This is a genomic window from Streptomyces mutabilis, assembly GCF_014649815.1.
GTDB classification, from domain to species: Bacteria; Actinomycetota; Actinomycetes; order Streptomycetales; family Streptomycetaceae; genus Streptomyces; species Streptomyces mutabilis.
Map to the genome: position 1 here is coordinate 400,697 of NZ_BMTT01000001.1, position 12,824 is coordinate 413,520.

Below are 12,824 nucleotides of genomic sequence, written 5' to 3' on the forward strand. Positions count from 1 at the left end.
CCGGGGGCGAGTTGCCGGGTACTGCCCCGGGTGACAGCCGGGCGCTCTTACTCCCCGGGGATTAGGCGGGCGGCCGGTCAGGCCCGGTCGACCATCCAGTTGCCGTCCTCCTCGGCGTCGACCCGTACCTCCAGCTCGCGCAGGCCCATGCCCGCGTCCCACAGTTCCCGGAAGCGTTTGAGCCGGTCCCGGACGTAGTCCTGGCGGGCGGTGAGCCGGGTGCGGACGTTGACGTCGCGCAGGTCCTGCTCGATCTCGAAGGACACCGCCTCGTCGTAGAGGATGAAGTCGTTGGTGGTGCCGCGCTGGAGGTGCGGGGGCAGTTCGGGCAGGACGGCGGCGCGTACGTCGATCCGTCGCAGTTCCTGTTCCTCACACAGGCGCAGCAGCCGGTCGTCGAGCTCGCGGGCGCTCTCCAGGAGGAAGAGCCGGCGCACCGTCAAGCCCTGTTCGTCGATCGCCTGCTGCTGGGCGTCGAGATAACGGCCGGCGGGCTCGCTGTTCCAGAACTCCCGGTCGACGGAGGTGCTGGTGGCGCAGATGGAGTGCTCGGCGGCGCGGGTGAGGGTGAGCATCCAGTCGTGGTTCTCGCCGGGGCACTCGGCGTTCAGGTTGGTGAGGTCCGCCATGTGGCCGACGACCCGCGCCATCTCCAGGTGGACGAAGGTGTGCAGGATCGAGGGTTCCGGGAGCAGGACGTCGGCGAAGCCCTTGGCGAGGTCGGGCACGCTGTCGATGCGGACCGGGTCCATCTGGGGCCGGGCCTCGGCGGCGCCGTGGTCGACCCGGGTGACATGGGTCTCGACCAGCTGCTTCACGTCCTCGGTGTGCCGGGTCAGGCCGGTCTTCAGCTCGTCGTCGTAGCGGTTCAACCCCTCCCGGACGGCGGCGGTGTTCTCGGCCAGCGCGTTCTCCACCCGGCGGGTGTGCTCCTCCAGCCGGGCGTGCCCCGGGCGCGGGGTCAGGCCGATGACGTACTGGACGAGCAGCGCGGCGCCGGCGCAGAGCACGGCGGCCGCTAACTGCCGCAGTGTTCCGTCGTCGGGGCTCAGCAGTGCCGTGACGCTCCAGAAGAGGGCGCCGACGACCAGGGCGATCAGCAGCATGCGTGCCCAGGGCGACTCCCCTTTCAGGGCGGCCGGGCCGGGCGGGTGGTTCGTGTCGTCGGGGCGGGGTGACTGTGCCGTGCTCATCTCGCTTCTCCCCCCGTTGGGATACGCGTCGGATCGGGTCGATCGAGGTGCGGGGATGTGCGTGGGAGGCGCCGGCGCCCGGTCAGGGGACCGGTTCCACCTCCTGGTGAGGTGTGGGAATGGCGTGCAGGGTGAGCTGGTCGCGGATGCGCTGCACCAGGGTCCGCCACTGCCGGGTGAAGCCGGGGCGTTCCTCCAGCGGGTCCCACAGCGCGGCCAGTTCCGGGCTCACCCGGGCGCGTGGCATCCACAGGTGCAGCAGGTGGTCGACGGCCGGGCGCAGGGTCCGGACGACGGCGCCGGTGTCCCGGGCGGCGCCGGTGCCCAGGCGGACGCCGTCGAGCATGCGGACGACGGTGGTGAGCAGCCAGTCGTGCAGGGCGAGGTCCTCGCAGAGGGCGGCGAGACCGGCGGCGGGGGTGTCCTCGGGCACCCGGAGGCGGACGGTGCGCAGTTCGTCCTCGGCGAGGGTGAAGCGTTCGAGGCGGAATCCCTCGCCCGGCGCCGCGGGCAGCGCGGCCCAGCGCAGCCGGGTGGGGCGGGAGCGGAAGGGCGGGCGCTGGTCGAGCAGGGGGTGGCGCAGCAGCCGGGTGAGCAGGCCCTCGGCGATCAGTCCGGCGTCGAGGTCGCCGGTGCGTCCGCCGCCGAGGACGCCCTGGGCGACCGCCTCGTGCGGCAGTTTCCCGAGCGGCTCGACCACGCCGGGCCGTACGAGGTACTCGCCCCACGGCCGGCGCCGGTCGGGGCCGGTGGCGGGCAGGTGGAAGCGGGCGGAGGTCTGCAGGACGCGGCCCTCGGTGAGCGCGGCCCGTGCGGCGACGGTGCCGACCGCGCGGACGCGGGCACCGTTGGCGCTGGGCAGCGGGCAGTCGACGCCGGTGAGGGTGTCGGAGGAACGCGCGTAGAGGCCGGGGCGTTCGGAGGTCAGGGCCCGTTCGTCGGCGCGCAGGGCCAGGAGTTGAGCGGCGGCCCGGATGTCGAGGGCCTGCCGGGCGGGCAGCAGGCAGGTGCGGATCTCACCGCAGGCGAGTACGGCGCGCGGTGTGCGTGTGCTCTCGCGCGGCGCCATGTCAGAGCCCCGGGTAGTAGACGTAGGAGACGCGGTCGGCGACCGAGTCGGGGACGGGCGTGCGTTCGCGGCCGGAGCGTTCGGCGACCTGTTCCAGGGCGCCGGGGTCGACCTCGATCTGGTCGAGGATCACGCGGACGGCGTGTTCGACCGGGAGGAAGCGGGTGGGCAGGACCGAGCAGGTCCGGTAGGCGGCGAACGGGTCGGCGCGGTCGTTGAGCCGGAGCAGCGAGGGCAGTTCGTCCCAGTCGTCGGGGAAGCCGGCGGTGGTGTGCGGTTGCGGTACGAGGACGGCCTCGCCCTCGTTGCGCAGCAGGCCGAGGCGGGCGAGCTGCCAGACGGCGGCCAGGAAGGGGCAGGACCAGGTGCGGTGCCCGTCGGCGTCGTCGCTCCACAGTTCGACGTCGAGGAAGACGGAGTGGCGGCGGGCGGCGGTCTCCTTGGGCGGCTGCCACTCGACGGCCCGTTTCATGGCCTGCGGGGCGCGGGCGACGGGGCTGCGCTCGCCGTTGGCCAGCCAGCCGGTCTGCGCGGCGGGCGGGCGCAGGCCGTAGCTGCCGGGCGGCGGTGACTCCACGATGCGTCCGGCGACCGCCTCGGCGACGGGCACCTTCCCGGTGACGGCGCAGCCGGACTCGCGGGCCAGGTAGTCGACGCTCAGCCCGGCCCGCTCGGCCTGCGCGAGGAGCATGGGGACGACCTCGGCGGGGGTGGAGAAGCGGGTGAAGTAGTCGTCGATGAGGAAGCAGGTGCTGATCCGGGCGCGTGTGCCGCCGGTGCGGGCGGCGGCGGCGGCGCGGGCCGCCTCCGCCCAGGGGCGTACTTCGGCGAAGTGGCTGCGCAGGCGTTCCGGGCCGGCCTCGAAGTCCTCCATGTAGAGGTGGCCCAGCTCCAGGGAGAGGTGGGCCAGCGGCACCGACCGGTTGCGCGGCTCGGCGGCGGTCTCGCGGAAGACTGCGTCCGTCACGGCCGCCCCCAGTGCGCGTCGTCCGTCAGGCGCCGGGCGATCTCCTCCAGTGCCTCCAGGGTCTCCTTGTTGGCGATCTGGGTGGCGAGGACGTCCTCCTCGGTGATCAGCTGCTCGCGCCACTGGAGTATGGGCTCCAGCGGCACGATGCCGAGGACCACGCTGTCGCCGATGGCGTGTTCGGCCGCGAGCCGGCGCAGCGCCTCGTCGCAGGCCTGCATCCAGGCGGCCTGGGCGGGTGAGCCCTGGGACCACAGCGGCGACTCGGGGTCGGGTACGGCGGCCCGCACGAAGCGGATCGCGGCCTCCAGCGCCTCCTTGTCGTGGCCGCGTTCGACGCCGCCGCCGATGATGCCGTGGTCGGCGTGGACGAGCCCGGAGGCGGCGATGACGTGCTGCCGGGTCCAGCGGTGGAAGACGAGCCAGCGGAAGGGGACGTTGCGCATCCGGGGGTGGGCGGTGGCCGCGAGCACCATGTCGACGGCGTAGCTGCGGCCGGCGCTGAGGTCGACGACGGTGACGTCGAACTCTCCGTTGAGCCGCAGCAACAGGTCGATGCAGCGCTGGAGGGATTCCTCGCCGATGGCGAACTCGCCGCCGCCCGCGTCACCGGGGAACAGGACGAGGCGGCCGGACTGGTTGGGGCGGGCGCGCAGCAGGGGGTGTTCGGTCTGCCGCCAGACGTCGATCCGGGCGGGCTCGGCGACCTCGCCCTCCAGGTAGGAGTGCAGGCCGCGTTCCTCGGTGCCGCGCATCGCGCCGGGCACGTCGAAGACGGCGGCGGCGGTGGGCGAGCCGAAGTCGAAGTCCACGTAGGCCACGTGGTCGCCGGTGAGGGCGCGCTGGTACGCCAGGTTGGCGCTGGTCACCGAGCGCCCGGTGCCTCCTTTGTCGGAGGCGGCGAAGACGAGCACGCTCACACCTCCTGTGCGGCGGCGCCCCTGGCCTGGGCCAGAGTGTCGAGTTCCTGGAGGACGGGCAGGGCCAGGGCGAAGGCGGTGGCGGGCCGGTCGTCGACCAGGCTGCGGGCGTGGTCGAGGCGGTTCTCGATGCTGCGCATGGCCCGGGCTCTGCTGCCGTCGGCGGCGGCGGACGCCTCCAGCTGTTCCTTGCCGAACAGGTGGGTGGCCTCGCTGAGCAGTTCGCGGGCCAGCTCGGCGAGTTCGGGGCTGCGGATGGGCTGCTGCTCGTAGAGGTTGCGGGCGGCGACGAGGCATTCGGTGACGCGCTCGGTGATGCTCCACGACATGCGCAGTTCGGCGTGGTGCGCCTCGGGGTACACGGCCTGGACGTTGTCCCAGAGGCCGGCGCCGTCCTCGTCGTCGATCCGCCGGTTCCACAGGTGTTCGAAGGCCTGCTCGGCGAGACGCAGCAGCCGGTCCTGCGCGCCGATGTTCCGGGAGAGTTCGGCGAGCTGGATGATCCGCTTGAGGAGCTGGGCGGAGAAGTCCGTCATCCGCCACAGCAGCAGCCCGCCGGTGCGGTCGCTGCCGGCCAGCGGCATGGTGACGCCGGGGTTGTGCAGGGCGATGGTGGGGTCGTTCCTCGTCATCCGGCTGGTGACCCGGCCGCGGTCGGCGAGGCGTTCCATGACGGCGACGGTGCGGGTGAGGTCGTCGTCGGTGGCCTTCCGGCGTACCAGGTCGTGGACGAGGATGGCGGCGACGGTGAGGGAGAAGTACTCGGACTCAAGGCGCAGGCCCGTGGTCTGCCAGGGCAGGTCCTCCAGGGGCCAGCGCTCGGTGCCGAAGCGGGCGATCGCCGACCAGTACTGCTGGCTGAGCTCCCAGCGCAGGCGTAGTGCCTCGGCGAGCTTCTGCTGGTCGGCGTCGAGCAGCCCGAGGGTGAGGGTGCGGTCGGAGAACAGGTCCTGGATGCCGTCGAGGGCGACGACGGTGAAGTACACGTAGGGCAGGCGGTCGGCGATCCCGGCGGGCTGGCCGCGGACCGGGACGTCCAGGTCGGTGATCTCGGGGGCGTCCTGGACGATGCCCCAGGCCCAGCCGCACTCGAAGAGCTGGCTCTCGTCGCGGATGCCCTCGTCGACCTCGATGCCGCGGGAGAGACTCTCGATGATGGTGGCGCGCAGGGGGCGTAAGCGGCGGGAGAACTGCTGGAGGACGGCCCGGTCGGACTGCCTGCCCTGTCCGACGACCTGGATCAGTCTCCTGCCCTGTTCGGACTCGGCGTCGAAGACGTTGACGGTGAAGGAGCGCAGCAGGCTGACCATGGCGGCGGTCAGCCGGGCGTTGGTGGCCTCGCGCAGCTCGGCGATCGACCGGTGCACCTCGGGGCGGGTGGTGGTGGTCTCGTAGACCTTGAGGAAGCCGAGGGTGGCGAGGCAGAGCGTGACGGACATGGAGTAGGAGTCGACCACGCCCAGCTGGCCCTGCTCGTGCGTGATCCGGCCGTCGGGTTCGGCGGGACGGAAGTAGTGCCCGCCGGCGAAGGTGGGGCTGTCGTCCGTGCCGGTGTGGGTGCGCATGAACTGGGTCAGCGCGGTGATCAGGTTGGGCGGGATCTCCAGGCGGCTGCCGAGCCGGTCCAGGGCGCGCAGGACGTCGCGTTCGGTGGTGTCCGGCTGGTCGAGCCGGAAGGCGGGGACCTCGGTCGCCGGATACAGCAGACACAGCAGGCGCTCGGCGTCCGCGACGCTGCTCAGCCCGTCGGTGTCCCCCCGGACGAGCTTCCCGTCGTCGAACGAGTGACGGGCCATGGCCTGCCAGATGTCCAGCAGATGCTGGCGTGGCTTGATCTGCATCCCCGCACCCCTCGTACAGATCCGCTTGCCCTGTGTTCCAGCATGGTCCCCGTTCCTACGGGGCGGCAACCACCGCGTTGCGCCGCCCCAGAGCGAGGATCATTCCCTCGTGTCCCGGCCGCACCATGTGGTGCAGATCGTGGATCTCCAGCTCTCCCGTGAACGGCTCCAGGCTCTCCCTGACCTGGTCCTCGTTCACCCGGTAGGCCGGGTAGTCGTGGTCGCCGACGCGGTAGCCGACCGATTCCTTCATGAAGGCGGTGGCGAACGGCGCGCCCTCGCCCAGCGCGTTCATGAAGCAGCGCACGCCCCGGTGGAACTCGTCGGGGCACTCGGACATCGAGTCGGCGACGAAGAACATCGTCCCGAGGTCCCAGCGGCGGCTTCCGTTCTCCAGGTCGAACAGGTTGCCGCGCTCCACCCTGACGATCTCGCCGAACCGGCTCCTGGGATCGGCGGCGGCGTAGGCGGGGGCGTGGCGGAGTTCGTTCCAGAACGCGTCCCAGGCCGTGTCGTACCCGCCGGAGGAGACCTGCCGCTCCAGGTACTCGACGTTCGGGCGCGCGTACTCCAGCAGCAGCACCTTCTCGCACCAGGGGAGCATGGAGAGCGCGGGATAGAGGTTGGCGCCGGCTCCGACGTCGATGCCCCGGGCGGTGCCGGGGGTGGCTCCGGTGAAGCAGCGGCTGAACCAGTCGCGCATCAACCGGACGATCAGCAGGTCGACTTCGAGCGGCGTCCGGTAGTTGTTGTCGACGTACACCTCTGGATCGAACTTCGACCACGGTGCGTCGGCGTTGCGATCCATAGTCACCCTGCCGCGTTCCTTCGGTTCCGGACAAGCCCCAGTGCCGTGCACGGTAGGCCACCAGGACACGTCGAGACAGCCGGAAACACGCCAGCCCTCATCCGCCGGGCGCACGTCAGGCGCACTGTCGCACACCCTAACTCGCCCTTGCACGGGAGAAGTTGGACGCTCACTCTAGCCAGAAGGAGTCACCGGCCGCCACACGAAGGCCGGTACTCCTGACGAATGAACAGCGCATCCGTCGAGTTGACCTCGCGCGTCCCGACTGGGGGGTTGCATGACCGCCGAACCACTGGAACGTTCCCTCGACCACCGCGACCAGCTCACGCATCTCACCCCCCATCCCGACGAACCACTGGTCCTGCGGACGGCCCGGGAATCCGACCTGCCCGAACTGCGGCGGCTCGACGAGGAGGTCTTCCAGGAGGTCGCCTATCCGGGCTTCCTGCTGCGCCAGCTCTTCGACATGTACGAACAGAACTTCCTGGTGCTGGACGACGGCACGGGCCGGCTGCGCGGCTACGTGCTGGCGGCCACGAGGGCGCTGGGCGCGGACAGCTGGATACTCGGCCTGTGCGTGACGCAGGACCGCCGGCGTCACGGGCTGGGACGGGAGCTGATGACCGAGGTGCTGGACCGGCTGCGCCGGGACGGCATACGGGTGGTGCGCCTGACGGTGGAGCCCGCCAACCTCGCGGCCATCTTCCTCTACCGCGACCTCGGGTTCCGCCCGGAGGAGCCCGACGGCGGGCTGCGCCCGGACTACTTCGGCCCGGGCATGCACCGGCAGATCATGCGGCTGGACCTGGACCACTAGGGCCGCCGGCCGGGAGGGCGACCGGGCGGGGAGGCCCGGCTAGGAGGGCGTGCCCGCCGACTCCAAGAGGCGGGTCACGTCGTCGGAGCAGATGGTCAGGGCCGCGCCGATCGTCGCCAGGGCGTCGCGTTCGGCGGGGGTGTAGGGGCCGTCGGCGAGGGCGATGCGGGCACCCTGGAGCAGGATCGATTCGCGGCCGACGGCGGCGAGGTGCGGGGCCAGCGGGTCCAGCGCCTCGTGCAGCTCTATGGCCAGACCGGGCACGCAGGGCTCACCGTGGACCCGCCCGGTGTCCGCCTCCAGCGCCTCCACCAGCGCGCTCAGCTGGTCCTCGGTGCAGTCCTCGAAGCCGGCCGCGCGCACCGCGACGGCCGCCGTCTGAAGTGCCGTGCGGGAGCAGGCGCCGCCCGCGGCGAGGACCGCGAGGGCGACGGTGTGGACGGCGTCGCGGAGCATGGCGGAGAAGCGGGTGGTGGTGGGGTGGTCGAGGACGTCGGTGCCGTAGTGGCGGCGGCAGGCGGCGCACTCGACGGCGGGGGCGGACTCGCCGCGCGGCAGCACGGGGACGCCGAGGAGCGTGAAGCGGCGGCGGCCGGTCAGGCGCTGGTAGTTGCGGTCGCCCCCGCAGCCGGGGCAGAAGAACTCGCCGTCGCCGACGGGTGTCCACGCGGTGCGGGTGCCCAGGATGTGTGGCAGCCGGGCAGCTCGGCCGTTTCGTCCCCGTCCAGGCAGCACGTCGCACCTCCGTAACCGCGTGACAGCATCGTCGCGCTGGCGTGATGTTAGCCACATCACCGACGTGGAGTCAGTACCCGGGAAGAGGCCTTTCCGTGACCTGCACACGGAAATGGCCGGTATACGACGGGGCCCCGCCCGCCGTTTTCCGGCGGGCGGGGCCTCGAACCACCGTTTCGACTGGTCAGCGCGTAGCACGGTTGACGGCGGATACGACCGCCTTCAGCGAGGCGCGTGTGGTGTTCGCGTCGATTCCGATGCCCCACAGCACCTTGTCGCCGATGGCGCACTCGATGTAGGAGGCGGCCTGCGCGGAGGCGCCCTCGCTCATCGTGTGCTCCTGGTAGTCCAGCAGCCGTACGTCGATGCCGATGCCCTGCAGGGCGTGGAAGAACGCCGAGATCGGGCCGTTGCCGGTGCCGACCAGGGTGGTCTCCTGGCCGTCGACCGCGGCCTCGACGGTGAGGGTGTCGACGCCGTCGCGGTCGGTCGTGGTCTGGCCGTTGGCGACCTGGATGCGGCCCCAGGGGTTGTCCGGGTTGGGCAGGTACTCGTCCTGGAAGACGTCCCAGATGGCCGTGGGGGTGATCTCGCCGCCCTCGGCGTCCGTCTTGGCCTGGATGATCTTCGAGAACTCGATCTGCATCCGGCGCGGCAGGTCCAGCTTGTGGTCGTTCTTCAGGACGTAGGCGATGCCGCCCTTGCCGGACTGCGAGTTGACGCGGATGACCGCCTCGTAGGAGCGGCCGACGTCCTTCGGGTCGATCGGCAGGTACGGGACGGCCCACTCGATGTCGTCGACGGTGACGCCCTTGGCGGCCGCGTCGGCCTCCATCGCGTCGAAGCCCTTCTTGATGGCGTCCTGGTGGGAGCCGGAGAAGGACGTGTAGACCAGGTCGCCCACGTACGGGTGGCGCGGGTGGACCTCCATCTGGTTGCAGTACTCCCACGTACGGCGGATCTCGTCGATGTCGGAGAAGTCGATCTGCGGGTCGACGCCCTGGGAGAACAGGTTCATGCCCAGGGTGACCAGGTCGACGTTGCCGGTGCGCTCGCCCTGCCCGAACAGGCAGCCCTCGACGCGGTCGGCGCCGGCCATGACGGCCAGTTCGGCCGCCGCGACCGCCGTGCCGCGGTCGTTGTGCGGGTGGACGGACAGGCAGACGTACTCGCGGCGGGAGAGGTTGCGGCCCATCCACTCGAAGCGGTCGGCGTGCGTGGACGGCGTGGAACGCTCCACCGTGGCGGGCAGATTGAGGATGATCTCGCGGCCGGGTCCGGGCTGGTAGGTGTCCATCACCGCCTCGCAGACCTCCAGGGCGAAGTCCAGCTCGGTGTCGGTGAAGATCTCGGGGCTGTACTGGTAGCCGAACTCCGTCTCCGGGCCCAGCAGTTTCTCGGCGTACTCCATGACCAGCCGGGTGCCGTCGACCGCGATCTGCTTGATGTCGTCGCGCGAGCCGCGGAAGACGACCCGGCGGAAGACGGGGGCGGTGGCGTTGTACAGGTGGACGGTGGCCCGCTTGGCGCCCTTCAGGGACTCCACCGTGCGCTCGATCAGGTCCTCGCGGGCCTGGGTCAGTACGGAGATGGTGACGTCGTCCGGGATGGCGCCGGGCTCCTCGATGATGGAGCGCACGAAGTCGTAGTCGGTCTGACCGGAGGCGGGGAAGCCGACCTCGATCTCCTTGTAGCCCATCTTGACCAGCAGGTCGAACATCGCGCGCTTGCGGGCGGGCGACATGGGGTCGATCAGCGCCTGGTTGCCGTCGCGCAGGTCGGTGGAGAGCCAGCGGGGGGCGGTGGTGATGCGCTGGTTCGGCCAGGTGCGGTCGGGGATGTCGACCTGCTCGTAGCCGCGGTACTTGCCGGTCGGCATGGGGCTGGGCTGCTGGCGGTTGACCATGGTGGCGTGGGCTCCTCGTGATGTCCGCGGTGTCCGCGTGTCCGGAAGGACGGCCGACGCGCACCACTCAGCACCGCGGGGAGGGAGTCGGCCTATTTACAGGCCCTCGCCGCGGCAGCTAAGGAGAAGCAGCCCGAATCGCATGATGCCCAGCACCTTAGCCGAGTCACGCCGGTCACGCGGGTGTGTATCAGTATGCGGGACCGCAGGGATAACCGGGACAAAAAGTGCCGTATACCACTCCCCGCCGGTCACGGGGCCGCCTTGGTGCCGGTTTTCACCAATCGTGGTTGCGGGTGGTGACAGCGACGTCACACAGTGCGATGGTGCCGGACATGATGACATACGGGGGCTTCCAGCCCGTCTTCTGCACCATCGTGCCGCCCCACGTCCTCGACAAGCTCGCCCAGCACGAGGACCCCGTGCTCGCCGGGCCCGCCCGCCGGACCCTCCAGCGCGACGCCTTCGAGCGCACCCACCGGCAGCTCACCACGGTCATCGGCGCCCCCTCCGTCGCCCCGCGCGCCGGCGCCGGGCCCGAGAAGCCGCAGCGCACGGTCTTCGACGCCCGGCACGGCACCGACCTGCCGGGCAAGAAGGTGCGCGGCGAGGGCGACGAGCCCGGCAAGGACGCCACAGTGAACCGGGCCTACGCCGGTCTCGGCGCCACCTTCGAGCACTTCCTGAAGGTGTACGGGCGCGACTCCATCGACGGCGCCGGACTGCCGTTGGACGCGACCGTCCACTACGACCGGGAGTACAACAACGCCTTCTGGAACGGCGAGCAGATGGTCTTCGGCGACGGGGACGGGGAAGTCTTCCTCGACTTCACCATCCCCCTCGACGTCATCGGCCACGAGCTGACCCACGGCGTCACCCAGCACACCGCCAACCTGACCTACTACGGCCAGCCGGGCGCCCTCAACGAGTCGGTGTCCGACGTCTTCGGCGCCCTCATCAAGCAGTACTCGCTCGGCCAGACCGCGGCCGAGGCCGACTGGCTGATCGGCGCCGGGCTGCTCGCCCCGCGCGTGACGGGAGTGGCGCTGCGCTCCATGAAGGCGCCGGGCACGGCGTACGACGACGACGTGCTGGGCAAGGACCCGCAGCCCGCGACGATGGACGACTTCGTGCGCACCGGCCGCGACAACGGCGGCGTCCACATCAACTCCGGCATCCCCAACCACGCCTTCTACCTCGTCGCCACCGCGCTCGGCGGGCACGCCTGGGAGCGGGCGGGACTGATCTGGTATGACGTGCTGACCGGCGGCGAGCTGGCCCAGGACGCGCTGTTCGCGGACTTCGCGACGCTCACGGTGAAGGCGGCCCGGGAGCGGTACGGGGACGCGGAGGAGCTGGAGGCGGTGCGCAAGGCCTGGGAACGGGTCGGGGTGCGGACGCTGTGATTCCGTACTAGACACGGGTCCATGCGGATTCAGGTGAGGCGCACAGGAGGCTTCGCGGGCATCGAGCGCCACGCGGAGGTCGAGACCGCCGGACGCCCCGACGCGGCCGAGTGGCACACCCTGGCCGAGCGGGCGGTCGCCGACGGGCGGGGCACGCCGCCCATCGGGGTGCCGGACGGGTTCAGCTACCAGATCACCGTGGACGGCAGGACGGTGTACGCCGCCGATCCACGGCTGACGGAGGAGCAGCGCAGGCTGATCTCGCGGGTGCTGAAGGAGGGTGCGTGACGCCGGTGCCGTGCACGGGCGTTGACTTCCCTCACCGGCGGTACGGATCCGCCCACGGCGACCGAGACGGACACGAACGCGATGCCACGGTTCCCGGACGGCTTCCTGTGGGGCGTGTCTACCTCGGCCCACCAGATCGAGGGGGCGGCCGAGCTGCGGGGGCCGTCCGTGTGGGACGTCTTCACCGCCGCTCCGGGACGGGTGAGGGACGGCTCGACGGCGGCGGTGGCCTGCGACCACTACCACCGCTACCGCGAGGACGTGGCGCTGCTGGCGGGGCTGGGCGTGGACGCCTACCGCTTCTCGGTCTCCTGGCCGCGGGCGGACTCCCCCGGCGGCCTCGGTTTCTACGACCGCCTGGTCGACGAGGTCTGCGCGGCGGGCGTGCGGCCGGTGCCGACGCTCCTCCACTGGGGCCTGTCGGCCGGGCTGGACTGGCGGCAGCGGGACACGGCGTCGCGGTCCGCGGAGTACGTGTCCCGGGTCGCGGACCGGCTCGGCGACCGCGTCGGCAAGGGGAGCACCCCGAACGAGCCCGCCGAGCACACGCTGCTCGATCACGTGCTCGGCGTGCACGCACCGGGCGAGCGGCTGCCGTTCGACGCCCTCCCGGTGCCCCACCACCAGCTCCTCGCGCGCGGCCTGGCGGTACGCGCCCTGCGCGCGTCCGGCGCCTCGGACATCGGGATCGCCAACTCGCACGGGCCCGCCTGTCCGGCCTCCGGGGCGGCGGCCGACCGGGGGGCGACGGAGCTCTGCGACGTCCTGCTGAACCGGATGTTCGCCGACCCGGTGCTGAGCGGGCGGTACCCGGAGGGCATCGAGGAGCTGATGCGGGGAACACCGGTCCGATAAAAGGTCTCGGTGCTGTCGG

11 protein-coding genes and 1 pseudogene are annotated in these 12,824 nt (G+C 71.4%); 4 read left to right on the forward strand and 8 right to left on the reverse strand.

Annotated features, from left to right (window positions below):
- Positions 1 to 77: 77 nt before the first annotated feature.
- The 6 genes from IE142_RS01835 to IE142_RS01860 form a co-directional block, all read right to left on the reverse strand.
- Positions 78 to 1,193, reverse strand: coding sequence for a hypothetical protein (locus tag IE142_RS01835; RefSeq protein WP_191884072.1), 1,116 nt, complete (start codon positions 1,191 to 1,193; stop codon positions 78 to 80).
- A gap of 82 nt (positions 1,194 to 1,275) precedes the next feature.
- Positions 1,276 to 2,262 (reverse strand): SCO2521 family protein, encoded by a 987-nt coding sequence (locus IE142_RS01840; protein ID WP_191884073.1) that lies wholly within the window; start codon positions 2,260 to 2,262, stop codon positions 1,276 to 1,278.
- Between the two features lies 1 nt (position 2,263).
- Entirely contained in the window at positions 2,264 to 3,229 is a 966-nt protein-coding gene (locus IE142_RS01845) for an SCO2522 family protein (protein ID WP_191884074.1), read from the reverse strand.
- Positions 3,226 to 4,143, reverse strand: coding sequence for an SCO2523 family variant P-loop protein (locus IE142_RS01850; RefSeq protein WP_043373128.1), 918 nt, complete (start codon positions 4,141 to 4,143; stop codon positions 3,226 to 3,228). Before IE142_RS01850 ends, IE142_RS01845 begins: the two co-directional genes overlap by 4 nt.
- Before the next feature lie 2 nt (positions 4,144 to 4,145).
- On the reverse strand, positions 4,146 to 5,990 hold the full coding sequence (locus IE142_RS01855) for an SCO2524 family protein (protein WP_191884075.1): 1,845 nt from the start codon (positions 5,988 to 5,990) through the stop codon (positions 4,146 to 4,148).
- Between the two features lie 55 nt (positions 5,991 to 6,045).
- Positions 6,046 to 6,798 (reverse strand): SCO2525 family SAM-dependent methyltransferase, encoded by a 753-nt coding sequence (locus IE142_RS01860; protein ID WP_191884425.1) that lies wholly within the window; start codon positions 6,796 to 6,798, stop codon positions 6,046 to 6,048.
- A gap of 277 nt (positions 6,799 to 7,075) precedes the next feature.
- Here IE142_RS01860 and IE142_RS01865 point away from each other — a divergent pair, with 277 nt between their 5' ends.
- Positions 7,076 to 7,615 carry a GNAT family N-acetyltransferase gene (locus IE142_RS01865; RefSeq protein ID WP_191884076.1) on the forward strand — a complete coding sequence of 180 codons (540 nt, stop codon included), beginning with the start codon at positions 7,076 to 7,078 and terminating at the stop codon, positions 7,613 to 7,615.
- Positions 7,616 to 7,654: 39 nt separating this feature from the next.
- Here the strand turns inward: IE142_RS01865 and IE142_RS01870 are convergent, their stop codons facing one another.
- Both IE142_RS01870 and leuA read right to left on the reverse strand, forming a co-directional pair.
- The gene (locus tag IE142_RS01870; protein ID WP_191884077.1) at positions 7,655 to 8,350 is read right to left on the reverse strand and encodes a TerB family tellurite resistance protein; all 696 of its coding nucleotides are present in this window, start codon (positions 8,348 to 8,350) and stop codon (positions 7,655 to 7,657) included.
- A gap of 184 nt (positions 8,351 to 8,534) precedes the next feature.
- On the reverse strand, positions 8,535 to 10,256 hold the full coding sequence (gene leuA / locus IE142_RS01875; protein ID WP_191884078.1) for a 2-isopropylmalate synthase: 1,722 nt from the start codon (positions 10,254 to 10,256) through the stop codon (positions 8,535 to 8,537).
- 335 nt (positions 10,257 to 10,591) lie between these two features.
- On the opposite strand from leuA, the gene IE142_RS01880 reads away from it, so the two are divergent.
- The 3 genes and pseudogenes from IE142_RS01880 to IE142_RS01890 all read left to right on the forward strand — a co-directional run.
- Positions 10,592 to 11,662 carry a M4 family metallopeptidase gene (locus IE142_RS01880; RefSeq protein WP_191884079.1) on the forward strand — a complete coding sequence of 357 codons (1,071 nt, stop codon included), beginning with the start codon at positions 10,592 to 10,594 and terminating at the stop codon, positions 11,660 to 11,662.
- 21 nt (positions 11,663 to 11,683) lie between these two features.
- On the forward strand, positions 11,684 to 11,950 hold the full coding sequence (locus IE142_RS01885; protein ID WP_043373117.1) for a protealysin inhibitor emfourin: 267 nt from the start codon (positions 11,684 to 11,686) through the stop codon (positions 11,948 to 11,950).
- 81 nt (positions 11,951 to 12,031) lie between these two features.
- Positions 12,032 to 12,790: pseudogene (locus tag IE142_RS01890) on the forward strand (family 1 glycosylhydrolase); the annotation flags it as partial.
- Positions 12,791 to 12,824: the final 34 nt, after the last annotated feature.